This is a genomic window from Paenibacillus sp. 1SOY10, assembly GCF_056836745.1.
Genome location: NZ_JBXENK010000002.1, coordinates 745,385 through 771,799 on the forward strand (window position 1 = coordinate 745,385; position 26,415 = coordinate 771,799).

The following is a 26,415-nucleotide window of genomic DNA, read 5'->3' on the forward strand; positions in this document are numbered from 1 at the left end:
GGAGGGGGCATATGGAGCAGCAGACTGTGCCTGTGCCCATTATTTATTTGCGGCTGCGCAAGCAGGTAGGGCTTCCGGCGGAAGTGCCGATTCGGCTGGGGGATGTGGCAAGGATACTGGCGGCTCCGCAATTGGAATCGGAGCTGCTAAGGCTGGTATTGGTTCGCCCCGAACAGCGTGATGGAAATCTGATTGTTATTGATATGCTCCAGGTCATCTCCATCCTCCGCGATCGATATCCTGGACAACGAATTGAATGGATTGGAGAACCACATGTACTGGTGGAAATGATCCGCAAGGAGAAGCAGGCCTCCTTACTGTTGTTTGTACTCGTATGGTTACTGTTGTTCTTTGGGGCGGCTTTGACGATTATGAATTTTCATGCGGACGTCAGTATGCCAGAGGTACAAGTGCGGATTGTCGAAATGATTACAGGTGAGCGGGATGAGCATCCTTATTTATTTCAGGCCGCCTACTCCTTGGGTATTGGGTTCGGGATGATCGTCTTCTTCAATCATTTGTTCAAGAAGAAATGGAATGAGGAACCAACCCCGCTGGAAGTGGAGATGTTCCTTTATCAGGAGAATTTGAACCAGTACGTGGTGGCCGAGGAATATAAAAAAATGCAGCAACAAGCTGAAGCTGTGGAGAAGAGCTATTGATGGCAGCCGTCGCAGCGGGGCTTGCCATATTCCTGGGATTGGCTGGAGGCATTGCCGTAGGCGGCGGGGTGATTGCCTTGTTCATTGTACTTGACATGATTCCCCGGCTGGCACAGGTGACACGAAGCTATAACAGGGTCCATTGGTACGAAGGCGCGATGATTAGTGGTGCCGTACTTGGGACTATAGCGGATTTCTGGAATTGGCGTCTGGCAGGACCTCATATCTTGACTGGGGTCGTTGGCTTGTTCAATGGTGTATTTGTCGGTATGCTGGCGGCTGCATTGACCGAGGTGCTGAATGTCTTGCCTATTCTCGCCAAGAGGCTGCACATGAAGCGGTATTTATTCGGGTTGCTGTTAGCCATGGTAGTCGGCAAGACGGCAGGATCGCTATTCGAATGGTTTTGGTACAGGCCATAAATATGGAAGTAATGGAGGTTGAGTAAGCAGCATGATGGATCATGACACCCACGAAAGCTCTCAGGAGGAGCTGGAGCATATGCAAGACATCCCAAACTTTGATCCGGGAGAAGAGGCTGGTATTCAGGAGAAGGATTCCTCGGAAAAAGATCCAGCCCAGCGCAAACGTGAGCAGGAAATGTCTGATTCCGTAGAGGAATCGGTAAGGTATTGGCAGAAGAGCGATAATATCAGCCGCAGTCTGTCGACGACAAGACATACGCTTGAAGAGGTTGTTGGCCTGGGCGATAGCTTCGATATTGTCTTCCGTGAAATGACCTTTGGTGGCAAAAAGACAGGATTGTTCTTCGTTAACGGCTTCGCTCAAGCTGATGTGATGGTGGAGATCATCAAGCGATTGACTTATTTAACGCCCGAGGATTTGTCAACAGGGGCGCTTCGCTCGTTCTTGGAGCTGTACATTCCTCACATTCAGGTGGACAAGACGGACAAGCTAAGCGATGCGATTAACAAAGCGCTGACAGGAAATAGCGTATTGTTCCTGGAGGGCGAGCAGACGGCACTAGTCATGGATACCCGGCAATATCCGGTCCGCAGCCCGGAGGAGCCGTCACTGGAGCGGGTTGTTCGTGGCTCGCGCGATGGCTTCACCGAGACCTTGGTGACGAATATTACCTTGGTTCGTCGCCGCCTGCGCGACCCTGGCCTGAAATTTGAGATGATGGGTGTGGGGCGCCGGACTCGAACGGATGTGTGTATTGCTTTTATCGATGACATTGTGGATAAGACCTTGGTGGATTCCATCCGTGAGAAGATTATGGCGGTCAACATCGACGGCATTCCACTGGCGGACAAGCAATTGGAGGAAGCCATCATCCATCGGGGCTGGAATCCCTACCCCTTGGTTCGTTACTCTGAGCGGCCTGATGTGGTTGCCTCTCATTTGCTGGAGGGGCGTGCGGTGGTATTTGTGGATACTTCGCCTAGTGTCATGATATTACCGACGACCTTCTTTGATCTATGCCAGCATGCCGAGGAGAATCGGCAAACCCCGTTCATGGGAACTTACCTGCGTTGGGTGCGGTTTTTTGGCGTATTCGCTTCGCTGTTCTTGCTACCCCTATGGTTGTTAATTGTTGTCCATCCGGAATTCAAACCCGCCTCATTAGCCTTTATTGGTCCAGAGAAGCAAGCGGAGATCCCGTTGATTGCCCAGTTTCTGCTAGTAGAGTTCGGTGTTGACCTGATGCGGATGGCTGCGGTGCATACCCCTACCCCATTAGCTTCGGCCATGGGCTTGATAGCCGCTATTCTAATAGGCGATATTGCCGTGCAAACGGGACTATTCGTCAATGAGGTGGTACTCTATATGGCCGTAGCTGCCATTGGGATGTTCGCTACCCCAAGCTATGAGCTCGGGCTGGCTAATCGCGTTGTTCGACTGGGATTACTGCTAGTTGTGGCGATATTCGGTGGTCCTGGCTTCGTCATTGGAACGACAGCCTTTATCGTACTGCTAACGTTGCGCCGTTCCAATAACTCGTCTTATTTGTGGCCATTTATACCTTTTAATGCAAAGGCGATGGCCGCTGTCCTGCTGCGTGTTCCGGTGATGACTTCGAAGCAAAGACCGTCATATAACAAGCCAAGAGATGATACAAGAATGCCGGGCAAAAAATAGTGGCCTGCAGCATGTCTTACAAATAACACAAATGTTATTCCGAAAAATCCATTTCTCACATCCGCCGTTATTTGCTATACTGGTGTAAAATTTAAAAGTGGAGGACTTAGGATGTATTTACACGGTACCAGCAAGATTAATGCAAACGGCCATCTCGAGATTGGCGGCTGCGATGCGGTAGAATTGAAACAAACCTATGGCACGCCGCTTTATGTCGTAGATGAAGCCCTTGTTCGGCAAAGATGCCGTGAATATATGAATGCTTTCCGTGCGTCGGGCCTGACCTTTCAGGTAGCTTACGCGAGCAAGGCATTTTGTGTCATGGCGATGTGCCGGCTGGCCGAGGAGGAGGGCTTGTCCTTGGACGTCGTCTCCGAGGGTGAATTGTTTACGGCTCTTCAAGCGGGTTTTCCCGCACAGCGAATCCACTTTCACGGCAACAACAAGACGCCTCAAGAACTGGAAATGGCCATTTCTGCCGGAATCGGCTGCTTCGTAGCGGATAACTTCGTTGAACTGCACCTGTTGCAGGCGATCGCCGCCGAGAAGGGCATTACAGTGAATGTATTACTGCGTGTGACTCCAGGGGTAGAAGCACATACTCACGAATACATGTCGACGGGACAAACGGATTCCAAGTTCGGTTTTGATATCGGAAATGGCTCGGCCTTTGAAGCCGTAGATCTGGCCAACCGCAGCGCGAATCTGCAGCTTCTGGGAGTTCATTCCCATATCGGTTCGCAAATCTTTGAGGTCGGTGGCTTTGAACTGGCTGTTGAGCGGGTAGCGGCTTTTGCCATGCAGGTTAAGGAGCAATTGGACGTAGTCTTCAAAGTCGTGAATTTGGGCGGCGGGTTCGGTATTCGTTATACTGAGGGAGACACTCCGCTCTTGGTATCCGATTATGTTGGAGCTATTACGGATGCGGTGAAGCAGCATTTTGCCTCTTATCCGCAATTGCCGGAGATTTGGGTAGAGCCGGGCCGGAGCATTGTGGGTGATGCAGGAACGACGCTCTATACGGTAGGAACGAGCAAGGAAATCCCTGGCGTGCGCAAATATGTGGCCGTAGATGGCGGGATGACGGACAACCCTCGTCCAGCTTTGTACAGCTCCAAATATGAAGCGATGCTCGCCAACCGGGCCAATGAGGAAAACGAAGAGACGGTCTCCATTGCCGGCAAATGCTGCGAGAGCGGCGACATGCTTATCTGGGATGTTGATTTGCCGAAGACGAACAGCGGGGATTTGCTGGCTGTTGCATGCACCGGAGCTTATAACTATGCTATGGCAAGCAACTATAACCGGATTCGTCGTCCGGCCGTGGTCTTCGTACAAGAGGGACATAGCGATCTGGTCGTGAAGCGGGAGACGCTGGAAGACTTGATTTCATGCGATGTGATCCCAGAGCGGATTGCCAAGGAACCCTCTCTTAAATAAGCTTGTCCACTAATATATTAAGTATCGGCAAGGCTGAGAGGAAATTTCCGCTGCGGCGTAGGTTTTTTTCGGCCTTGTTTTTTTGCTTGCAACCCGATTTTTTAGTACACTGTAAGAGGTTTGTCAAAGTGACGTTAATAAGAAAGGTGTGTACGATATGAAAAAAGGTAAGATTGTATTGGAAACAGGCGGCGAGGTAGAAATTCAATTTCTGCCTGAAGAAGCGCCAGGAACGGTTGCCAACTTCGAGAAGCTGGCAAATTCGGGATTCTATAACGGACTTTCCTTCCACCGCGTTATTCCAGGCTTTGTAGCCCAAGGTGGTTGCCCTAATGGTACAGGCACAGGTGGACCAGGGTACACCATCAAGTGTGAAACAGCTACCAATGTAACGAAGCATGGCCGTGGCGTACTGTCGATGGCTCATGCCGGCAAGGATACAGGCGGAAGCCAGTTCTTCATCGTGTATGAACCACAGCCACATTTGGACGGCGTTCATACCGTGTTCGGACAAGTGACCTCTGGGATGGAACTGGTAGACAACGTCCGTCCTGGCGACAAGATGAAGGAAGTTACAGTTTGGGACGAAGCTTAAAACAAGTATAAGGAAAACTAATCCTTTCACTAAATACCGCCCGTCTGGGCGGTATTTCTTGTGTCTGGATATGGACATTATCACAGTAAGAAGTGTGTGATTTTGTGGTTGACTGTGGTAGACTCTTTTTAACAGGATTTCAAGTTATTCAGAGGTGTAAAACAGGTGGAAAAGTTAGTTTATTGCTGGTGCGAATGTGAAGCGAACATGATTTCCCTGGGGGATTCGCACTAAAATAAGTTACTTTCATTTGGTTTTATGTAATAATTATACAATTTTTCGAGCGATTTTTGATTTTATAAGGACTGAAACTAGCTAATTAAGCAGGAAAACACCCTTATTATGTTAAAAATCGGAGTCGCATCCTACGCGGATGCGTGGATTGAAATCTCGGCACGCACTGGGTAACGCTGATCACTACGATTGTCGCATCCTACGCGGATGCGTGGATTGAAATTAGCAAACTCTGTTTCCAAGCTGTGCTCACAATGTCGCATCCTACGCGGATGCGTGGATTGAAATCGTCCAGGTCACGAAGTGCTGCGGCCATCCTTTCGTCGCATCCTACGCGGATGCGTGGATTGAAATCATCCGTTTGTATACTGCTATTATGGGTCATATCTCGTCGCATCCTACGCGGATGCGTGGATTGAAATCAGTAAGTTGAATAATCTTTTGAATCGATGAAAAATGTCGCATCCTACGCGGATGCGTGGATTGAAATTTGGCTAACTGCAAAGGAGGTTGAGGAGCAATGAGTCGCATCCTACGCGGATGCGTGGATTGAAATCAGCGATAGTAACCGGCATTTGCGAGATTTGCCCGTCGCATCCTACGCGGATGCGTGGATTGAAATATCAGCGGATTTAGCTGGTCGTAAGATAAAGCCTTGTCGCATCCTACGCGGATGCGTGGATTGAAATTGCAAAGCGGCTGTTAGCTGGATCGTAGTAACCAGTCGCATCCTACGCGGATGCGTGGATTGAAATTGCTGCCAATATCCACGCAAATGTCTGAGCTGGATGTCGCATCCTACGCGGATGCGTGGATTGAAATAATTACGTTGCGTTTTAACGCGCCCATTGATTTAGTCGCATCCTACGCGGATGCGTGGATTGAAATCATCCAATATGCGCTTTCCTGACTGACGCATCAGTCGCATCCTACGCGGATGCGTGGATTGAAATTCCACCAGCAACGATTTCGTTATTTGATTGGTATTGTCGCATCCTACGCGGATGCGTGGATTGAAATTTCACAGCCTCTACGGATTTGTCATACTCTTCCCGTCGCATCCTACGCGGATGCGTGGATTGAAATTGGAATATGGGGGCTTTTTATGACACCTATTACCTTGTCGCATCCTACGCGGATGCGTGGATTGAAATGAAAAATAGCCAGATATAGGCGAAGCTGGCAACGTCGCATCCTACGCGGATGCGTGGATTGAAATCGTCCAGCGCGTACTGTAGCAGAGTGGTCGGGGTACGTCGCATCCTACGCGGATGCGTGGATTGAAATCAAGAAATTACGACTCATGGAAACTGAGGGGACGGTCGCATCCTACGCGGATGCGTGGATTGAAATCTAACAAACGGACTTGGGAACAGAACCAAAACTATGTCGCATCCTACGCGGATGCGTGGATTGAAATATCCAGCGCCATAGCTGCGGCTCTCAGGCGATCATGTCGCATCCTACGCGGATGCGTGGATTGAAATAATCGCACGGTATCCATCTATATCACAGGGAGCTTGTCGCATCCTCGCGGATGCGTGGATAGTGATCTGAAGTTCATCCATCGTCGCATCCTACTCGGATGCGTGAATACGAAATGAATATTGTTACGCGTTAGACACCCTTCGCAGGTGTGCTAGATTGACTAGTGCCTCTTGCATTTTCTGTATCGGGATGGTAACATTACCCCGAAAGCAACTAACAAAATATTTGTAATCCTTCGGGGCGGGGTGCAATTCCCCACCGACGGTGATGGCTCTTCTGAGCACAAGTCCGTGACCCGTATGATGCTTGAACCAAGCATATGCGGCTGAGCCGGTGAGATTCCGGGACCGACAGTATAGTCTGGATGGGAGAAGGAAAACGCAAGAGATACATGGGGCTATATTGCCGGATGTGTCAGGAACTAAGGGCTTTACTTGACAAAGTTCCACTTTTCACAAAGTGAGAGGTGGGCTGGTGAAGTAGTAGCTTGCTTCGTTGAATTTGTCGATGGGTCTCGTTAAGAGACAGGATTAGACAGGACAACAGCAACGCTCTTTGACTTGCGTAGGATCACTCTCATATCAACCCTGCCGGATTACGGCAGGGTTGTTTTTGCTTGTTAGGGTTTGTAAGGAGAAAGAGGAGTGGGACGGATGAAGGTCATCGATGATGAGTATTACATGGGCTTGGCACTGGATATGGCTGAGCGGGCCTTGGGGCAGACTGGAACGAATCCGGTCGTCGGCTCTGTGGTCGTCCAGAGTGGTGCCTTGGTCGGTCTGGGAACCCACTTGCAGCGGGGAACTCCCCACGCTGAGGTACATGCTCTGAACATGGCTGGTGCATTGGCAGAGGGGAGCACGGTCTACGTGACCCTGGAGCCATGCAGCCATCAGGGACTTACACCGCCTTGTGCAGAACGCTTGATACGGGAGAAGGTACGTCGGGTGGTCGTTGCCTGTGAAGATCCTAATCCATTGGTTGCGGGGAAAGGGATTGACCTTTTGCGTAACAACGGTATTGAAGTGGAGGTAGGTGTGCTTCGGGAACGGGCAATCCGGCTGAATCGCAGGTTTATCAAGCACATTACGACAGGCCTTCCTTACGTCACGATCAAAACAGCCAGTACCCTGGATGGTAAAATTGCTTCCCGGACGGGCGATAGCAAATGGATCTCAGGTGAGCGTTCCCGGGAAATCGTGCACACGATGCGCCACCGCCACCAGGCAATTATGGTTGGTGTATCTACCCTGATTGCCGATGATCCGCAGCTTACTACTCGCTTAACTGTTCAGGGCTTGTCTCCGATTCGGATTATAGCGGATTCCCGGCTTCGGATTCCTGAGACGGCGGCCGTGTTGAACGACGGCAAGGCACCTACGTGGATACTCACGACCGAGCAGGCAGAGCAGGACAAGGTAGCTCGCCTGGTGGAACGAGGGATAGAAGTCATTCCGTGCGGGGACGGCCCTCAGGTGGACCTGAGGCTTGCGCTCACTCTGCTGGGTCAGCGAGGGATTTCCTCGGTGCTGGTGGAAGGTGGCGGTCGGTTGAACGGCTCCTTGGTCGAAGAGCAATTAGTCGATGAGATTGTACTGTTCTTTGCGCCTAAGCTGGTTGGCGGCCGCGAAGCGGCTGGAAGCTTCACCTTTGATGGCTTCGATCTGATGCAGGATGCTGTGTCCCTACGGGACATCGAAGTAGAGCAAATCGGGGATAATGTCTGTATACGTGGCATTCCGGTTTGGACGACCAAGAAGTAAGGGAGTGAATGCTTGATGTTTACGGGACTCGTAGAAGAGGTCGGAACGATGAAATCAATTAACCGCCAGGGTGAAGCGATGTTGCTGGGCATTTCCGCAACCGTGATTACAGAAGGGATGAAGCTGGGCGATAGCATATCTGTGAATGGCGTATGCTTGACGGCTACCTCCTTTGACGCAACTTCTTTCACCGTAGATGTGATGCCGCAAACTTACCGTAATACGAATTTGAAGGATTTGAAGCCGGGAAGCCGGGTCAATCTGGAGCGGGCCATGGCAGCGGGGGGCCGTTTTGGCGGTCATATCGTCCAGGGGCATGCTGATGGAACGGGAACGATTCGCAGTATTAGCCGAGATCAGAATGCAGTGGTGTATGAAATCAAGCCTAGTAAGTCTTCCTTGTTCAAATACATTATTCCCAAGGGCTCCATTACGGTGGATGGCATAAGTCTGACCGTGGTGGAGGCAACAGGCGGGAGTTTTACCATCTCCATTATCCCGCATACGCTGGCCCAAACGGTGTTAGCTTTCAAGAAGGCCGGGGACACGGTGAACCTGGAATGCGACATTCTGGGTAAATACGTGGAACATATGCTGCGATTTGGCCAAGTGTCGGAGAGCGAAGCGGAGCAGGACGGAGAAAAGAAGACGGAAGGCATTGACTTGTCGTTCCTGGCAGCCAATGGCTTCATGTAAAGATTTAACCAAGGTGTGGTGAGTGGTAGCCTTAGGCGACTAGCGTTCATCTCACTTATGAAAATATAGGAGGGGACCGCCATGAGCGATATTAAATTGGACCGCGTTGAAGAAGCGATTTATGATCTGATGCGGGGCAAGGTTATCATCGTTGTGGACGATGAGGATCGGGAGAACGAAGGAGATTTTATTGCGTTAGCTGAAAAGGCGACGCCTGAGGTTATTAATTTCATGATTACACAAGGGCGGGGTCTGGTATGCCTTCCGATTACGTCCGAACGGGCAGAGGAACTGGACTTGCAGCCGATGGTAGCTCAGAACACGGACAATCATGGCACGGCCTTTACCGTATCCATTGACCATAAGGATACAACCACGGGGATATCGGCCTATGAGCGTTCCTTGACGGTGCAAGCCATCATGGACCCCAAAGCCAAGCCGTCAGATTTCCGACGTCCAGGGCATATGTTCCCGCTGATTGCCAAGAAGGGTGGCGTGCTGCGGCGCGCTGGTCATACCGAAGCGGCTGTAGATTTGGCCCGCATGTGTGGAGCTTACCCTGCCGGAGTGATCTGCGAAGTGGTTAAGGAAGACGGAACCATGGCCCGCTTGCCGGATTTGGTCGAGCTTGCCAAGACATTCGACCTGAAGCTGATCAGTGTCAAGGATATGATTCATTATCGGAACGAGAAGGAAAAGCTGGTGAACCGTGAGGTTGAGGTTCGTATGCCAACCGATTACGGTGAATTCCGTGCAGTAGCTTATACGAATGATGTGGATACGAAGGAGCATCTGGCCTTGGTTAAAGGCGACATTAGCGGTGACGAGCCGGTGCTGGTACGGGTGCATTCGGAGTGCCTGACCGGGGATGTGTTCCACTCCCACCGTTGCGACTGTGGTCCTCAATTCGAAGCCGCCTTGCGTCAAATTGAAGAGGCTGGCAGGGGGATACTGCTGTATATGAGACAAGAGGGTCGAGGCATCGGGCTGATCAATAAACTGCGAGCTTACAAGCTGCAGGAGCAGGGATTAGACACGGTGGATGCCAACCTCAAGCTCGGCTTCCCCGCGGATTTACGTGAATATGGCATCGGGGCGCAGATATTGAAGGATCTGGGTGTTCGCCAGATTCGTTTGATGACCAATAACCCGCGCAAAATCAAAGGCTTGGAGGGCTACGGCCTGGAAGTTGTTGAACGCGTGCCGATTCAAATGAAGGAAAACGAAGATAACACCAAGTACCTGCATACAAAGCAAGCCAAGATGGGCCATTTGCTTCAATTCGATGATCTGGAGCAAGACGAGTCTTCCCAAATTTAGTAGCTTAATTATTATTTTATATACAGAAAGGTATGATGAGAGATGGCAAACGTATTTGAGGGACATTTAGTATCCGAAGGATTAAATTATGCAATTGTTGTAGGAAGATTTAACGAATTTATTACCAGCAAATTACTGTCCGGTGCTCTGGATGCTCTGAAGCGTCATGGGGCGAAGGAAGAGGAGATTAATGTAGCATGGGTTCCGGGGGCTTTTGAAATTCCGTTCGCAGCGCAAAAATTGGCCGAGAGTGGTAAATACGATGCGGTCATTACTCTAGGCACAGTCATTCGTGGTTCAACGACCCATTATGATTATGTCTGCAACGAAGTTGCCAAGGGCGTGGCTGCGGTAGGCTTGAAGACTGGCGTGCCAACCATCTTCGGCGTAGTAACTACCGAGAACATCGAGCAGGCGATTGAACGCGCCGGCACCAAAGCCGGTAACAAAGGTTGGGACGCAGCGATGGCGGCGATTGAAATGGCCAACTTGACGAATCAACTGAAATAATGCTTACTTGAATGTAGTGTCCGATTTCAGGGCACTACATTTTTTTTGAGTAAATGAGCTCAGTGGGTAAAGGAGTAAAGAATCGCATCTTTTGCAACTCCGTTTTTTAAGGTAAAATTAGTTACATATATGTTTGGCTATGGGTGGAGGATGTTCATTGACGACAGTAACGTACAAGCTGGAAACCTTCGAGGGCCCGCTTGATTTATTATTGCATCTTATTGATAAAGCGGAGATTAATATCAATGAGATCTCCATCAGTGAGATCACGGACCAGTATCTCGAATATTTGCATGACATGCAGGAGCTTGAGCTGGAGGTGACCAGCGAATTTCTGGTCATGGCAGCAACGCTGCTGTCCATCAAGAGCAAACAATTGCTGCCCAAGCCACCTGTCATTGAACTCGACAATGAATTCGATTATTTGCTGGAGGATGAGGAGGACCCGAGGGACGAGCTCATTCGCAAGCTGATTGAATATCGCAAATATAAAGGCATCGCCGAGCATCTTCATGAACGCGAATGGGAACGGAGCTTAATCTTCTCCAAGGAGCCTGACGATTTAACGCCATTTATGCCGGAGGTACAGGAGAATCCGGTGAAGGGGCTGCATGCGGGCGATTTGATCGCAGTATTTCAGAAGGCATTGCGTAGGGCATCCAAGCGTAACACGGTAGCACGCATTCATCGCGACGAAATATCGGTCAAGGACCGGATCAAAGATGTTGTCTCGGCGCTGGAGCAATCAGGTAAGGGCGGCAGACTGTTGTTCTCCAAGCTGCTACATCCGCAGATGTATCGGCATGAGATCGTCGTTACTTTCTTGGCCGTGCTGGAGCTAATGAAGATGAAACAGATTGTTTGCTTCCAGAACAAGCTGTTTGACGATATTGTTATGGAGTGGAGAGGGGAAGGAAAGACTGATGAATTTCAAGGAATTGAAATCGATTATTGAGGGGCTCTTGTTTCTGGCCGGAGAGGAGGGCTTAAGTCTTAAACAATTGGCTGAAGTCACGGAGCAACGTCAGGACGTAATTACAGATGCACTGCTGGATATGAAGAACTCCTTCAAACGGACCGGTCGGGGATTGCAAATTGTACAGATTGCCGGTCATTATCAGCTAGCTACGTTGCCGGATCATGCGCCTTATTTTGAACGATTGGCTTACTCACCATCCAGATCCTCCTTATCCCAAGCAGCACTTGAGACCTTGTCCATCGTGGCTTATCGCCAGCCGATTACCCGGGTAGAGATTGAAGAGATTCGCGGGGTCAAATCAGAACGCGCCATTCATTCCCTGGTCAATAAGGATTTGATTGAGGAGGTTGGCCGTGCTGAAGCAATTGGTCGGCCCATTCTGTACGGAACCACCAAGGCTTTTCTTGATTATTTCGGGCTGGCCGGGCTCAAGGATTTACCTGATTTGGCTGACTATGAGAGTACGGATCAGCTCGAAGAAGAGACTCAATTGCTCTTCCAGAAGCTGGAGGAGCAGCAGCTAACGTTCGATGATGTTGATGAGGAAACTCAGCCGTTGCCAGAGGAATTGGTGAAAATTGAAAATTGAATTCGTTAAGCTGTCTCGCTTCTGTCTGACCGTTCGGTCAGTAGAATGAGGCAGTTTTTTGCATTTTTTCCTATTTGGCAAGCCATACTATACGGGAGCATTTTATCTGATAGGGATGGAGGGCTTTCCCGTGTGGATTTGGCTCGGAGGCATCCTGATCCTGCTGCTGATTCTGGCTGCTTTGATTTTGCTGTCTACCATTACGATTCATTTGACGATGAGGAAGCAGAACCGGGACGACCTGATTCTGTTCGATATTTACTTGTTGTACGGACTTGTCCATATCCATTATCAGGTTCCCTCCATTCGGCTCAAAAATTGGAAGGAAGGCCTGCAGATCGAGCGGGATCGTCCGGAGAATATTTTGCAGCAAGATTCTTCGAGCACCAAACCGAAGGTGAACCGGGAGAAAGTAGAGAAATGGATGGATGAGGTTCAGCGGGTGCTTGAGGCGACCAAAGGCTTTCGCGTTTGGATCAAGACTACGCTGAGGCATATTACCTTTCACAAGCTGGAATGGTCTACCAATATTGGCTTGCAGGACGCAGCCCATACGGCTACCTTGACCGGGGCTTTATGGGGCGTCAAGGCCACTCTGATTGGTTGGCTAACCTGCTATATTTCGTTAAAGCAACGCCCCAAGCTATTTGTTGTTCCCGTGTTTGACCGTGCGCCGTTATTTTCCACGGAAGTCCGTTGCATAGCGCAAATTCGCTGCGGTTATGCTATATATGCTGGACTATTGCTTGGAGTTCGCGTGTTAAAAGTGAAGGGAGGAGTGAAGAAATGGCTGACCATCCTATTCAAGGGCTAATGCAAACGGCTATGGAGAACATCAAGGATATGGTTGACGTCAACACCATTGTTGGCGAACCGGTGGAAACGCCGGACGGTAGTGTTATTTTACCGATCAGCCGTGTGGGCTTCGGATTTGCTGCCGGCGGTAGCGATTTTAACATTGATGATGGACATGAGAAGCATACCTCTGGCTCGTCTACAGAGGAACACCGTGCATCCAGACCTTTCGGTGGTGGTAGTGGCGGCGGGGTCTCAATTAATCCGATTGCGTTCCTTGTTGTCGGCAAGCCGGGCGTACACATCGTACCTCTGGACAATCAGACCCATCTCGTAGAGAAAATTATCGATGCTGTTCCTGGGGTCATCGACAGAATCCAGTCCATGTTCCCGGGCGAACATCATGTGCATGTAGCCTCGTCCGTAGATCATGAGCCGGGCGAGCCGTCAGGGCCGATCATTTAACCGATCTGCTTAGGTATATGTACCGATCCCTTCCGGTTGACCGGGAGGGGTCTTTTTTGAGTGGGACATACTCCCTTTTGCCACCGCATATAAGTTATATAAGAAGCCTGTACTCTACCGGAGGAATTTACTTATGACCTATAATAGACAACCATCTGGCATTCTGCGTGCATTCCGTCGCGCAACTGTCGGCCTATTGATCTTGTCGTTGCTGTGGCTGCCACAAGCCGTACAAGCTGCCCCTGTTCCGCCATCTATTCATGCTCAAGCTGCAGCCGTCATCGATGTGACCTCGGAGCGCTTGATCTTTCATGTGAAAGGGGACGAGCAGCTGCCTATCGCCAGTCTGACGAAGATTATGACTGCTATTGTAGCTATTGAGCATGGCAAGCTATCTGACATAGTCAAGGTAGGCAAAAATGCTTATGCCAAAGAAGGCTCCTCCATCTATTTGCATTTAGGGGAAGAGATGAGCCTGGAAAACATGCTGTATGGCCTGATGCTTCGCTCTGGCAATGATGCGGCTTCGGCGATTGCGGAGCATGTTGGCGGTTCGGAGGAAGGCTTTGTCCACCTAATGAATGAGAAAGCCAGGCTGCTGGGACTGGCCAACACGCAGTTTCAAAACCCTCATGGGCTGGATGCCAAGGGTCATTACTCGTCGGCCAATGATTTGGCCAAGCTGACCGCTTACGCTCTGAAAAATCCATATTTCAAGGAAATTGTGCGCACCCCGGACAAGACGGCACCTAACCCCAATGATCCCTGGGACTACAAATGGCTTAACAAAAATAAAATGCTGCGTTTTTACGAGGGGGCCGACGGGGTCAAGACAGGCTACACGAAGATCGCCAAGCGTTGTCTCGTAAGTTCCGCTTCCCGAGGCGGGCAGCAGCTTGTTGTGGTCACACTGAACGATGGAGATGATTGGAATGATCATCGGAAGCTGTTGGATTTTGGCTTTGCCAACTATCCGCTGGCCACAATCATTAAGGAAGGGCAGCAGGTACAAGGTGGATTGGTGACAGGCGCTGCCTTTCAATATGCGTTAGCTCCAGAGGAAGTTGTTCATGTGGAGAAGAGATTGAAGCTGAAGGAGAGCCGGACGGCATCCTTCGGCTATCGCGGGGAAATCTCGATCACCTTAAATGAACAGCTTATCGGCTCGGTGCCCATTTATGAGCAGAAGAACTACCAGCCTGGTGTGGATAGGCGAGGAGAGCAAGACGGGAGCGCCCTAGCCACAATGGGAGGGAGCCTTGATATTCTGGACAGCGGCATCTGGCCAAGCTCGGTGCAGAAGGTGCTGCGATCCCTGTTGCTTGGTGCATAGGAGAGAGAAGAGCAATTGGCCAAGGTGAGGGTAAGGGAGGGGGAACAGAAATGGTCAATAAAATATGGCTCGCACTGATATTAATCGGATTCGGTTTTGCCGCGATCAAGGGGGATATCAGTACGGTCACTCAAGCAGCCTTTGAGGGGGCTGCAACGGGGGTAACGGTATGCTTCGGCTTGATCAGCGTGCTGGTGTTCTGGCTTGGCATCATGCGGCTCGCTGAGGAGTCGGGCCTGGTTCAGACCATTTCCCGCTGGCTTGGGCCGGTCGTTGCTTATTTGTTCCCGGATGTGCCTAAGGATCATCCAGCCATGGGGTATATTCTGTCGAACATGAGCGCCAACCTGTTAGGATTGGGCAACGCTGCGACGCCTATGGGAATTAGGGCCATGCAAGAGCTGCAAGAGCTCAATCCCGACAAGACGACTGCTTCTCCGGCGATGTGTACGCTTCTGGCCTTGAATACGGCGAGCATTACGCTCATCCCAACTACATTAATTGCCATCCGCATCAACTTCGGGTCCGCCAATCCGGCTGAAATCGTAGGCTCTACATTACTGGCGACGGCTATCGCCACCGCAGCAGCCATCATGGCGGACCGGTGGTATCGTGCACGGAGTAGCTACCGTACGCCACCACAGCGAACAATACCGCCAACTTTTTCGCTAAAGAGGTGAGGGGAACGTGCTGGACTGGATCAATGTGATATCGGCTTGGGCCGTACCGGTGATGATCGCCTTCATTCCTCTATATGCGTATTTTAAAAAGGTCCCGGTCTATGAATCATTTGTGGACGGAGCCAAGGATGGCTTCTCAACGGCTATCGGCATTATTCCGCATCTGGTTGGCATGATGGTAGCCATTAGCGTATTTCGCGCCTCTGGAGCCCTTGATTTTCTTGTAGGATGGATGACGCCGTTTCTGGCGGCTCTACATATCCCGGCGGAGGTGCTGCCACTAGGCTTCCTTCGACCTTTGACCGGAACGGGATCGCTGGCCTTCACAACAGATTTGATCAAGACCTACGGCCCTGATTCCATGATTGGCCGGATGGCTTCCACCATCCAGGGCAGTACAGATACAACGCTGTATGTACTCACCGTTTATTTTGGGGCCGTAGGCATTCGCAATGGACGTTATGCCTTAAAGGTTGGCTTGTTCTCTGATGTGATTGGTTTTATTGCTGCCCTTGCCGTTTGCTTGCTCCTGTTCGGTTAAATTCAGCTCGGCATCCTAAGAAGAGCCGCCCCTTGCACCCACGCTGCCAGGGGCGGTTTTTATATTGGCATCCTGTGGCTATTGTGATTTTGCTTGCGGCTAGGTATCATGTTTATGAGGTGACTTATTGAATATGGAAAGATTGCAGAAAATTTTAGCTGGCGCAGGAGTTGCTTCTCGCCGCAAATGCGAAGAACTGATATTAAGCGGTAAGGTGCAGGTGAATGGTGAGACTGTGACCACACTGGGCACGAAAGCCGATCCTGCTGTGGATACGATTACGGTGGACGGGAAGACCGTCGGCGTGGAGAAGAAGCTTTATCTCGTCTTCAACAAGCCTAAGGGAGTAATCACAAGTGCATCCGATCCACAGGGCAGAAAAATTGTCACCGACTATCTAAATGGAATTAACGAACGCGTATATCCGGTAGGCCGGCTTGATTACGATACGGAAGGACTGCTATTGCTCACGAATGATGGGGAATTTGCCCATTTGTTGACCCATCCCAAGCACCATGTACCCAAGACCTATCTGGCTACTGTCAAGGGTGTGCCGCATGGCACAGCTCTGGACAAGCTGAAGCAAGGAATTATGCTGGAGGACGGGATGACGGCACCGGCAGAAGTAGAATATCACGATCTCGATAGCGACGGGAAATCCTCAACGATCACCATTACGATTCATGAGGGCAGAAACCGTCAGGTACGCCGGATGTTTGAGGCTATTTCCCACCCTGTGATCAAGTTGAAACGAATCTCCTTTGGCGAACTGTTCTTAGGTAATTTGAAGAGAGGTTTGTATCGACATCTGACCAAGGATGAAATTGAAAGCTTCTATAAACTGGCGGGTGTGCCAAGACCAGCGAGACCCGTTACGGTTACGAATCCGGTAACTTCGACCGACAAGCCAGCAAAACCAGCAAAACCAGCAAGAAAGACAACAAACGAGACGAAGGTGGATAAATCGGGGAGACCCCTCAAACCGAGAAAACCAGGCCCTTCAAATAGACCTGCAAAAACGAGACGATCCACACCCAAGAAACGTTAATATCCGCTAAGCTCCACCATGTATGATGTGTCCGGCTTTAATAGCTATTGGAAGGACGCCGTAAACCTGCGGCGTCTTCCTTGCTGGACCGTCAATTATGGATGTCACATAATATTCACATTTATTCTGGCTGAAATGAGCGCGCATTTCGTTATAATGTTCATAGAGTGTTCACGATTTGTTCAACACTTATGACAATTGTCGTGGAAAGGGAGAGGACTATGGGGAAGGCGAGAAGGCCGATCCAGATTGTTGTCTTACTGCTCATTGTTGTGCTGGGAGGATATGCTATTGGCACAGCAGTATTCGGTGGCGAAGCACAGAAGCCGGTGCAAGGCGGGACACCGCCGGCCTTCAAGCTGCTAGGCTTGGACGGAGAAGTACATAGCTTGAAAGATTACAAGGATCAGGTGGTAGTGCTCAATTTCTGGGCAACCTGGTGTGTTTATTGTGTTAAGGAAATGCCAGCTTTGCAAGCTCAGTGGGAGAAGTGGCGCGATCAAGGCGTGGTGGTGCTTGGCATCAATACGGGCGAAGACCCGGTAACGGTCGAGAGCTTCGTCAGGCAGACAGGCGTGAGCTTCCCGATTCTCTATGATTCCGATAATACCGTTACGCGTGATTACGGCATTGTGCCGATGCCAACGACTTTTTTTGTGGGCAGGAACGGGAAGATATCCTCTATACATCAAGGCGAGCTTAACCTGGACACGTTAGATGATCAAATCAGGCAACTGGTGAATCCTTGAGCGCGGGAGGAGGAAGCGGACGTTGATTGAGAATACGAAGTGCGAGTGCGGCCATCAGAATCGGGTAGGCACCGTCCTTTGCGAAGCCTGTGGCAAGCCACTGCTAGAGGAAGATACCGCCGGGGATTTGCTGGAAATGCGCTATGACGGGGTTGCCCGCAGATCGCAACGAGTGAATCCCAATATCATCGACCGCATTTGGAATTTCTTCTCTTCGGTCAAGGTTGCGGTCTATTTAATTATCATTACGCTGATCGGTGCGATGTTCGGGACGATTTTCGAGCAGGAGAGCAATTTTGTCCGGTTTGATCCTTCTACCTTTTATAAAGACAAATATGGCACTATCGGGGAGATTTATTATCGGCTTGGTTTGTCTCATACCTATGAATCCTGGTGGTTTATTCTGCTACTGGTTATGATCGGGGCCTCTCTGGTCATTTGCAGTCTGGACCGGGTGTTGCCATTATACAAAGCGCTTTCAAAACAAAAGATACGCAAGCATATGGAGTTCCTGACAAGGCAAAAGGTGGTCTATCAAGGGGATATAGAGCTAGATGGTGAACACTTCGTGCAGCAGGCTGTTGAACCCTTGCGCAAGCGGCACTACCGTGTTCATACAGACGGAAATGCTCTGCTGGCGGAGAAGCAGCGTTTCAGTCGCTGGGGGCCTTACGTCATCCACATCGGACTGATTATATTTTTGCTGGCCGTCTTGTTCCGGGGATTTCCGGGACTTCATATGGACGAACACCATTGGTTCCCTGAAGGGGAAGCTACGCGAATTCCGGGCACGGACTATTACCTGGAAAATGAGCAATTTACGGTGGAATACTATACTGAGGATGAAATGTCCGAGGACTTCAAGCAGACAGGAAAGATTGTTCCGAAGCTGTATGAAACGAAGGCCATCTTGTATAAGTGCGTAGCCGACTGCCAGGACCCCTCCAAAGAACCGCAGCTTGAAGAGGTAGCGCGTCATCCCATCCAGGTGAACAATCCCCTGGTGTATGAAGGGCTTAAGGCGTATCAGTTTGATTTTGATCTAACGCCCAAGCTTAGAGCGGTTCAACCAGCGGTGGTTAATACCAAGACTGGGGAGTCTTACGGTAAATTCAAGCTGGACATGCAGAATCCACAGCGTGAATATGAAGCAGGACCATATAAGTTAACACTTCATAACAAATATATGGATTTCTCCTTGAATGAACAGGGTCAGCCGGTTTCACTTTCCGGGCAGCCCAATGCACCTGCCTTCTTATTTCTGATTCAAGGTCCGGAATTACCCGCAGAGGGTGTACAGTATTTGTACTTTCCCAAGCAAATCGACAAGGAACGTTTTCAACAAGATGCCATCAATCGGCAGTTAAGCGGTCAAGAAGCGATCGTTACACTGGATGTACAAGGGATGGAGGATGTGGATTTTATAGCCTCATCAAGTTACTTGAACATCCGGATTGATCGGGCGATGCCGTTTGTATGGTTGGGGCTTGGCATTGTGATGCTGGGCTTGATTCTTGGCTTCTATTGGCAGCATCGCCGGATATGGCTGCGGGTGGATGACGGAAAGCTAACGCTAGGGGGACATACCGCCAAGAATTGGTTTGGCATGCGCCGAGAGGTAGCTTCATTTCTGGCTGCTATGGGCGTGGAAGCGGATGAGAAGTCTTTGGAAAACAGGGGGAAACGTCCATGAATTTCTTGGAAATTAGCAGAACTGCTTTTATGACTGCCTTTTTGCTATACTGCGCTGCTTTCATCTTATATGTGGTTGCCGTGACGGGAAGAACGTGGCGAGGTCGCGACCCGTACCGTCATGAACGGAAATGGGGGCGCATCTCTTTTGCTGTATCCTCGCTTGGGTTGCTGTCTCATCTGGTTTACTGTGGCACGCGATGGGCCTATAGCGGCCATGTACCTGTTAGCAACATGTACGAGTTTATGACCTTCTTATCGATGATGATTATGATTGCTTTTACGATTGTATTTCTCATCTATCGCAAAATTTTGCTCGGGATGTTCGCTTTGCCTCTGGCGATTATGATTATGGCGTATGCCGCTGTGTTTCCACAGGACGTGCAACCGCTGATTCCTTCCCTTCGTTCAATCTGGCTATACATTCACGTCACCCTTGCTGCGGCAGGGGAAGCCTTCTTCGCAGTGGGCTTTATTGCCGGATTGATGTATTTGCTGCGGTCCGTCGACTTTGGAGCTAAAGACCGGTCAGGCCGCAGGCAAAAAAGATGGGTTGAATTTACGCTTTTTTCTATTATTATAGTAGTGGGCTTTATTGTTTCCGTTTTTGCTTTTCGGGCAGCCGGATATGAAGCTATTTTCATACAAAATCAGACAGTGATTGACAGCCAAGTAGATCAAGATAGTACAATAGAGGATAAAGAAGTTTATAAGCTTCCGCCGATCGTAGGTCCACATGACAGCAAACCTGCGGAGATACAGCCTTTTTTGGGAATTTCGCAGCCTTTGTTCGAAGCCCCATCATGGATGAACGGGCAAAATGCGGGACGTAAACTGAATACGGTCATTTGGGCAATACTAACAGGTATCGTGCTTTATTTGCTGCTTCGACTAATGGTTCGCAAGCCATTAGGCAAGGCATTATCTCCGGTGCTGCGCGGAATCGATCCCGATGATCTTGATGAGATCAGCTACCGGGCGATAGCCATTGGCTTTCCGATCTTTACTCTCGGGGCGCTGGTGTTCGCGATGATCTGGGCCCAGCAGGCCTGGGGGCGGTTCTGGGGTTGGGACCCGAAAGAGGTATGGGCATTGATTACATGGCTCTTCTATAGTGCATACCTGCATCTTCGCTTATCCCGGGGATTTCAGGGTCGACAAGCCTCCTGGCTTGCCGTCTTGGGATTTCTGGTCGTTATGTTTACGCTCGTGGGGGTAAACCTGATTATTGCCGGTCTACATTCCTACGCGGGTACTGATTAACAGAATCACAAAACCATATGGACTGCTCAAGTGCTTTGGGTAAGATGATGAAGGGGTTGTTGTTATATGTCAGATCATGCAAACCGTATTCTGGTCGTCGATGATGAGGAGAGGATTCGCCGGCTGCTGAAGATGTACTTGGAAAAAGAAGGATACGAAATCGATGAAGCGGAAGACGGTGAGACAGCTTTGAAAAAAGCGACTGCCGGGGATTATGGATTGATTCTGCTTGACGTCATGCTGCCGGGAATTGATGGCGTAGAGGTCTGCAATCGTCTCAGACAGGTCAAGTCAACGCCGGTGCTGATGCTGACGGCCAAGGGAGAGGAGATCAACCGGGTTCAGGGCTTTGAAGTCGGAGCGGATGATTACGTCGTGAAGCCGTTCAGCCCGCGGGAAGTCATTTACCGGGTCAAGGCTATTATGCGGCGTGCCTCGGCCACTGCGTACCTGTCCAAGGAAAGTGGGACCAGTAACAATATCGTATTTCCCCATCTCGTCATCGAGCATGATGCTCACCGGGTTACGGCAAGTGGTCAGGAGGTTAGCTTGACACCGAAGGAGTACGAACTGCTGCATTATTTGGCTGTATCGCCGGATAAGGTGTTTTCCCGGGAAGAGCTGCTGAAGGACGTATGGAACTATGAATTTTTCGGTGATTTGCGGACGGTGGATACTCATGTGAAACGCTTGCGTGAGAAGCTGAATAAAGTATCTCCCGAATCAGCGGCCATGATTACGACCGTTTGGGGCGTGGGCTACAAGCTGGAGGTAGCGAAGTAACGTGAACTTTTGGAGAACGCTTGTCGGTAAGCTATGGATTACGATCATTTGTCTGGTAGCTTGCGTTATGATGCTGATGGGCTTGTTCCTGTTGCCGTATATCGATACGAATTTTACAAATTCGGGAGCTGTCAAACGGCTGTTCGTGATTGTTGCCATGATAGGCTTCTCTCTTACGACTTTCTTTGCTCTGTTTCTGTTTACCAAGATTACGCAGCCGATGCAGCGGCTCATTAAGGCAACGGATGCCATACGCAAAGGTAAGTATGATACCCGTGTGTCTCTTCGGACCAGCGATGAGATTGGCGAGCTGGCGATTGCGTTCAACCATATGGCAGCAGAGCTTGAGAATACCATTCGCAGCTTGAAGCATGAGAAGGAGCATCTGGCAAGCGTGCTACGCAGCATGAATGATGCGGTAATTACGCTGGACCGAGAGGGATATGTCATATTGACAAATCCTCCAGGGGATCAAATTATGCAGATGTGGGGCAACCTTCCTGAGGAGCAAGCGGATGAGCAGGCCGTTGCCACAGGAGAAGGCCAATCTGTGCTTCAGCCGCTGCTACCGATGTTTCGTCGTGTCCTGGAGCAGGAGGGGGACCAGAAGATGAACGTCCACGTTATGAAGGGCGTGTGGTCGGTTCATATGGCTCCTTTAGCTTCGGATGGGGAGATCCGTGGAGCGGTTGCGGTATTACGCGACGTTACGGAGGAAGTTCGTCTTGAGAAGATGCGCCGCGACTTTGTAGCTAATGTATCCCACGAGATTCGTACACCACTCTCGATGATGCAGGGGTATAGTGAAGCGCTGCTGGATGGTATGGCCTCCTCGCCGGAGGAAAGCGCTGAGCTGGCCCAGGTCATTCACGAGGAATCACTCAGAATGAGTCGTCTTGTTCGGGATTTGCTGGATTTGGCCCGAATGGAAGCAGGGCATACGGATATGACCATGCATCCAGTGGATTTCCGTGAGCTGGCTGAACGGGTTTATCGTAAATTTCAGGTGCGGGCCAAGGAGAGCGGCGTGGAGCTTAAGCTGGAGCTGGGATCTGAAGATCTTGTGGTGCAGGCCGATGAGGACCGTCTGGAGCAGGTGTTGACGAACCTGCTGGATAATGCGCTCAGACATACCCCTGAGAACGGTGAAGTCGTGTTCAGCGCTGTGATACAGCGAACAGAGCAGGGGGCCAGGGAGCTTCACGTGGCTGTACAGGACAATGGCGTAGGTATTCCGGGAGATGACCTTCCCTTTATCTTCGAGCGGTTCTACAAGGCCGACAAGGCTCGTGTACGTGGTGGGAATAGCGGAACGGGACTTGGCTTGTCCATTGTGAAGAATATTGTGGATGCTCATCATGGGACCATTAAGGCCGATAGCGAGATGGGGCAGGGAACAACCTTTCAATTTAGATTACCTGTCGAAATGCAACAAACTACGTAAAAACAAGCCAGCATCCTTCGCGTGAAGGATGTTTTTTTGTTGAATGCCGCAGATAAATCTTGTTCACCGTGGAACAATTCTTGATATTAGAACAAGCCGCCGGGAATTCCGGCGGCTTGTTCAGTAATCAGGAGAACATTAGTTTCTTAGATAAAAGTAATAGGCAATGCTTTGTTGAGCTCAGCCAGACGGGTTAACTCATCCAGGACTTCCTTCGGAACGTCTTTGTCCACGGTGAGGACCATGATAGCTTCACCGCCAACGAGTTTACGTCCCACTTGCATGGAAGCGATATTGACGTCATTCTTGCCAAGCAAGGTTCCCACGTTACCAATAATTCCCGGTTTGTCGTTATGGGAGATGAAGATAAGATGACCTTCTGGAGCTACGTCTACGGAGAATTTGTCGATCTGTACAATTCGTGCACCATACCCGTTGAGCAGCGTTCCCGCGGTACGCCGTTCAGTACCGTTTTGAGCTTTGAGTGTCACGGTGATCAGGTTGGTGAAGCCTTTGGTGGCTACCGCCTTGGACACCACGATATTGATATCCCGAACTTTAGCCAAGTGCATGGAATTGACGATGTTGACGTCATTGCCGAAGTGACGGGATAACACGCCCTTGATAATGTAGCGGGTCAGTGGTTGAGTATCAACCTCTGCCAGATCTCCAGCATAGTCAACGTGGATTTCTTTGACAGCCTGGTTGTTCAATTGAGTCAGGAATACGCCAATCTTCTCGCCTAGCTCGAAGTAAGGTTGTAGCTTGCTCATCACGCTTGCGGCAACCGGAGGCATATTCACGGCATTCTTGAACGGCTCATCGCGCAGAATATGCAGCACTTGCTCGGATACATCGATGGCTACGTTCTCCTGGGCTTCTACGGTAGAAGCTCCCAGATGCGGAGTAACGATAATCTTCGGATGGTTCAGGAACGGGTGGTCGGCTTCTGGCGGTTCCTTCTCGAATACGTCAAAGGCAGCCCCGGCTACAATGCCTTGGTCAATCGCTTCGATTAACGCCATCTCATCAACGACGCCACCCCGGGCACAGTTAATGATGCGCATACCTTTCTTCATAATCTCGAATTGAGGACGAGCGATCATATGCTTGGTTTCTGGCGTAAGCGGTGTATGAACGGTCATAAAGTCGGCATTCTTAACGATATCCTCAACGGTCGCCAGCTTGACGCCCAGCTTCTCGGCGCGATCTTCGGTCAGGAACGGATCATAACCGAGAATATCCATGCCGAAGGCTTTAGCCCGTTTGGCTACCTCGCTTCCGATTCGGCCCATGCCCAGCACGCCCAGCGTTTTGTTCCGCAGCTCCACACCGAGGAACTTACGGTCCCATTCGCCTTTGATTGTTTTGGCATAAGCTTGGGGAATATGGCGAGCCAGGGCCATCATCATGGCAAAAGCATGCTCGCAGGTAGTGATGGTGTTGCCATCCGGCGCGTTGATAACAATGATCCCGCGGCTGGTTGCCGCCTCCAGATTAATGTTGTCGACCCCAACGCCAGCACGGCCGATCACTTTCAAGCGGGTCGCAGCTTCCATGATTTTCTCGGTTACTTTCGTTTGACTACGGACGAGAAGCCCATCGTATTGCGGAATGATGGCTACCAGCTCATCCTCACTAAGCCCTGTCTTTTTCTCTACCTCAACGTCCGCTGCATCCATTAACTGTTGAATTCCCAAATCGCTGATTGGATCCGATACTAACACTTTAAACATGATTCTTGACCCTCCTAAAAGTTTTGTATAGCAAGGCTTCTTGAGAGTTCTACGTACAAAACTCTCTTAGAAAGCATTAGCACTGTGTTCAATTACCGTTATACTGCATCAAAGGACAAAGGTAGAACGAGAGACGTATTAACTTCCCTTGATAGGCGGAGCGGCTAAAAAAGGATGCAAAAAAACCCTCAATCCGCACACTACTTGCGTAGTAAGGGACGAGAGTTGTTCGTGGTACCACCCTAATTCACTGCGCCTTTGCAGGGGCAGCCTCATTGTCATTGCTGACAGAACGATAACGGAGTTCACCGACTGCGCCTACTACAAGTTCAACGCAGCTACTCAGGAGCGCTAAAGACATTCGTTTCACTACCGGTTTGCAGCACCACCGGCTCTCTGGGAGTTCCTCGAATGCATTGTTTCCTTCAACGTGTTTCATTGGATGTAATTTGTCATAATGTAACACGGCCCCGGCAAGGTGTCAACACCCACCTGCAAAAAAAGGCGGAATCCGCGCTGTGCCGAGTTGACCCCACGGGCTGCGCTTGAATCCGCCTTAAATTTTAGTTATGATTCTACTTATTCCCCAGTAAAGAACGGAAGCTGAGGGAGTGACTCGGAAGCATAGTAAGCCGTTCTCCATTTTACGAACTCTTGTTCCTTCACAGCTTGGGTTTCTGTGAGAACTTTCACAATGGAAGCGACAGATTTGAGCTGAAGAGTCTCGGCTTTGCTGCTGTCGATCATTTGATCGATCTTCACGGTTAAGTCTTGCGGTAGATAAGAGGCATAAATCTTCTCATTAGTCATCATATCGGTGACTATTTTATTCTTCACTGCAAGGGGGTACTGAGACCATTCCTTAATAGTGAGGGTGTCCTTGTATACCAGATTATCCGGAATTTCTTGATTAGTCTTTGCCGTCCACTTCAGGATAGAGGAGTAATACTTCTGCTGTGCTTGCAGACCAAAGCTTTGTGCATTGCTAGTGAACTCATCCGCGGCCAGGGCTTCAATCAACTCGTTGCCTTTTTTGCCTTTGACGGCAGATTTGACCTGACTCGTTCCTTCTTCAAACAGTTTCAAGCTTTTTAAGTAATCGGTTTGCGCTTGCTTTAACAGTGGCGATGAGTCACTGATGTACTGTCCGGCGATTTGAGCATATTGTGTGCTGGCATTCTCGCTAATTTGCTTGATGGCATCACTGGCAACGGCGTTCGAATTGCTGCGGGCCATTTCATCAACCAGGGCAAGATAGTCTTCTTTAAACTGTTGATAAGGCTGGAACACGACGTAGTAGAAAGTGACCAGGTCTTGTTGCTGATAAGATAATGCGGTCTCCTGTCCGGGCGGAATTTCCTTAAGGTAAGCGTACCGGGCTTCCGTCTTCTCAATTCCGATATTAAGACCGAAGTAAAAAGTACCGAATGAGATAATAAGCGTTAACAAAAAGCCGAGGACAAACATCATTTCAAATTTGGAGTTGCTTTTTCGGATCATCATTTAT

At 50.0% G+C, this 26,415-nt stretch carries 24 protein-coding genes, 1 CRISPR repeat array, 1 riboswitch and 1 other annotated feature; of the genes, 22 read left to right on the top strand and 2 right to left on the bottom strand.

Annotation, left to right across the window (positions count from 1 at the left end; all coding sequences use genetic code 11):
- Positions 1-11 precede the first annotated feature (11 nt).
- From AC1VOR_RS09295 to AC1VOR_RS09400, 22 genes are all read left to right on the top strand, one after another.
- Positions 12-662: a stage V sporulation protein AA gene (locus AC1VOR_RS09295; protein WP_482617346.1), complete on the top strand. Its 651-nt coding sequence runs from the start codon at positions 12-14 to the stop codon at positions 660-662.
- Positions 662-1,084 (top strand): stage V sporulation protein AB, encoded by a 423-nt coding sequence (locus AC1VOR_RS09300; RefSeq protein ID WP_482617347.1) that lies wholly within the window; start codon positions 662-664, stop codon positions 1,082-1,084. The genes AC1VOR_RS09295 and AC1VOR_RS09300 overlap by 1 nt, the downstream gene beginning before the upstream one ends.
- Before the next feature lie 34 nt (positions 1,085-1,118).
- On the top strand, positions 1,119-2,765 hold the full coding sequence (locus AC1VOR_RS09305; protein ID WP_482617684.1) for a spore germination protein: 1,647 nt from the start codon (positions 1,119-1,121) through the stop codon (positions 2,763-2,765).
- A 111-nt stretch (positions 2,766-2,876) separates the two neighbouring features.
- Complete coding sequence (lysA, locus tag AC1VOR_RS09310) at positions 2,877-4,205, top strand: diaminopimelate decarboxylase (protein WP_482617348.1); 1,329 nt, start codon at positions 2,877-2,879, stop codon at positions 4,203-4,205.
- 157 nt (positions 4,206-4,362) lie between these two features.
- Positions 4,363-4,800 (top strand): peptidylprolyl isomerase, encoded by a 438-nt coding sequence (locus AC1VOR_RS09315; RefSeq protein WP_482617349.1) that lies wholly within the window; start codon positions 4,363-4,365, stop codon positions 4,798-4,800.
- Positions 4,801-5,157: 357 nt separating this feature from the next.
- Positions 5,158-6,521: a CRISPR direct-repeat array (repeat unit 32 nt; unit sequence GTCGCATCCTACGCGGATGCGTGGATTGAAAT).
- Positions 6,522-6,749: 228 nt separating this feature from the next.
- A riboswitch (FMN riboswitch) is annotated at positions 6,750-6,902 on the top strand.
- A 273-nt stretch (positions 6,903-7,175) separates the two neighbouring features.
- Complete coding sequence (ribD, locus tag AC1VOR_RS09320) at positions 7,176-8,285, top strand: bifunctional diaminohydroxyphosphoribosylaminopyrimidine deaminase/5-amino-6-(5-phosphoribosylamino)uracil reductase RibD (RefSeq protein ID WP_482617350.1); 1,110 nt, start codon at positions 7,176-7,178, stop codon at positions 8,283-8,285.
- A gap of 15 nt (positions 8,286-8,300) precedes the next feature.
- Entirely contained in the window at positions 8,301-8,981 is a 681-nt protein-coding gene (ribE, locus tag AC1VOR_RS09325) for a riboflavin synthase (RefSeq protein ID WP_482617351.1), read from the top strand.
- Between the two features lie 81 nt (positions 8,982-9,062).
- Positions 9,063-10,301, top strand: coding sequence for a bifunctional 3,4-dihydroxy-2-butanone-4-phosphate synthase/GTP cyclohydrolase II (locus AC1VOR_RS09330; protein WP_482617352.1), 1,239 nt, complete (start codon positions 9,063-9,065; stop codon positions 10,299-10,301).
- A gap of 42 nt (positions 10,302-10,343) precedes the next feature.
- Entirely contained in the window at positions 10,344-10,811 is a 468-nt protein-coding gene (gene ribH, locus AC1VOR_RS09335) for a 6,7-dimethyl-8-ribityllumazine synthase (protein ID WP_059052437.1), read from the top strand.
- 139 nt (positions 10,812-10,950) lie between these two features.
- Positions 10,951-11,766 (top strand): segregation and condensation protein A, encoded by an 816-nt coding sequence (locus tag AC1VOR_RS09340; protein WP_059052439.1) that lies wholly within the window; start codon positions 10,951-10,953, stop codon positions 11,764-11,766.
- A complete protein-coding gene (gene scpB / locus AC1VOR_RS09345) occupies positions 11,735-12,379 on the top strand; it encodes an SMC-Scp complex subunit ScpB (RefSeq protein WP_482617353.1) in 645 nt (214 codons plus the stop codon). The genes AC1VOR_RS09340 and scpB overlap by 32 nt, the downstream gene beginning before the upstream one ends.
- 130 nt (positions 12,380-12,509) lie before the next feature.
- Positions 12,510-13,193, top strand: coding sequence for a DUF2953 domain-containing protein (locus tag AC1VOR_RS09350; protein ID WP_482617354.1), 684 nt, complete (start codon positions 12,510-12,512; stop codon positions 13,191-13,193).
- A complete protein-coding gene (gene ytfJ / locus AC1VOR_RS09355) occupies positions 13,166-13,639 on the top strand; it encodes a GerW family sporulation protein (RefSeq protein ID WP_482617355.1) in 474 nt (157 codons plus the stop codon). The genes AC1VOR_RS09350 and ytfJ overlap by 28 nt, the downstream gene beginning before the upstream one ends.
- 133 nt (positions 13,640-13,772) lie before the next feature.
- Complete coding sequence (locus tag AC1VOR_RS09360; RefSeq protein WP_482617356.1) at positions 13,773-14,972, top strand: D-alanyl-D-alanine carboxypeptidase family protein; 1,200 nt, start codon at positions 13,773-13,775, stop codon at positions 14,970-14,972.
- A gap of 50 nt (positions 14,973-15,022) precedes the next feature.
- A complete protein-coding gene (locus AC1VOR_RS09365) occupies positions 15,023-15,652 on the top strand; it encodes a nucleoside recognition domain-containing protein (protein WP_482617357.1) in 630 nt (209 codons plus the stop codon).
- A 7-nt stretch (positions 15,653-15,659) separates the two neighbouring features.
- Entirely contained in the window at positions 15,660-16,193 is a 534-nt protein-coding gene (locus AC1VOR_RS09370) for a spore maturation protein (protein ID WP_482617358.1), read from the top strand.
- Positions 16,194-16,326: 133 nt separating this feature from the next.
- Positions 16,327-17,241 carry a pseudouridine synthase gene (locus tag AC1VOR_RS09375; RefSeq protein ID WP_482617359.1) on the top strand — a complete coding sequence of 305 codons (915 nt, stop codon included), beginning with the start codon at positions 16,327-16,329 and terminating at the stop codon, positions 17,239-17,241.
- A 221-nt stretch (positions 17,242-17,462) separates the two neighbouring features.
- Positions 17,463-17,990: a peroxiredoxin family protein gene (locus AC1VOR_RS09380; protein WP_059052453.1), complete on the top strand. Its 528-nt coding sequence runs from the start codon at positions 17,463-17,465 to the stop codon at positions 17,988-17,990.
- A 22-nt stretch (positions 17,991-18,012) separates the two neighbouring features.
- Positions 18,013-19,683 carry a cytochrome c biogenesis protein ResB gene (resB, locus tag AC1VOR_RS09385; protein ID WP_482617360.1) on the top strand — a complete coding sequence of 557 codons (1,671 nt, stop codon included), beginning with the start codon at positions 18,013-18,015 and terminating at the stop codon, positions 19,681-19,683.
- Positions 19,680-20,945: a cytochrome c biogenesis protein CcsA gene (ccsA, locus tag AC1VOR_RS09390; RefSeq protein WP_482617361.1), complete on the top strand. Its 1,266-nt coding sequence runs from the start codon at positions 19,680-19,682 to the stop codon at positions 20,943-20,945. The genes resB and ccsA overlap by 4 nt, the downstream gene beginning before the upstream one ends.
- A 66-nt stretch (positions 20,946-21,011) precedes the next feature.
- Positions 21,012-21,728: a response regulator transcription factor gene (locus tag AC1VOR_RS09395; protein WP_059052459.1), complete on the top strand. Its 717-nt coding sequence runs from the start codon at positions 21,012-21,014 to the stop codon at positions 21,726-21,728.
- Between the two features lies 1 nt (position 21,729).
- Positions 21,730-23,172 carry an ATP-binding protein gene (locus AC1VOR_RS09400; RefSeq protein WP_482617362.1) on the top strand — a complete coding sequence of 481 codons (1,443 nt, stop codon included), beginning with the start codon at positions 21,730-21,732 and terminating at the stop codon, positions 23,170-23,172.
- Between the two features lie 146 nt (positions 23,173-23,318).
- Here the strand turns inward: AC1VOR_RS09400 and serA are convergent, their stop codons facing one another.
- Together serA and AC1VOR_RS09410 are read right to left on the bottom strand one after the other, a co-directional pair.
- Entirely contained in the window at positions 23,319-24,908 is a 1,590-nt protein-coding gene (gene serA / locus AC1VOR_RS09405) for a phosphoglycerate dehydrogenase (RefSeq protein ID WP_482617363.1), read from the bottom strand.
- Between the two features lie 211 nt (positions 24,909-25,119).
- Positions 25,120-25,346: a binding site (T-box leader), on the bottom strand.
- A 141-nt stretch (positions 25,347-25,487) separates the two neighbouring features.
- Positions 25,488-26,411, bottom strand: a complete 924-nt coding sequence (locus AC1VOR_RS09410) for a hypothetical protein (RefSeq protein ID WP_482617364.1) — start codon at positions 26,409-26,411, stop codon at positions 25,488-25,490.
- Positions 26,412-26,415 lie beyond the last annotated feature (4 nt).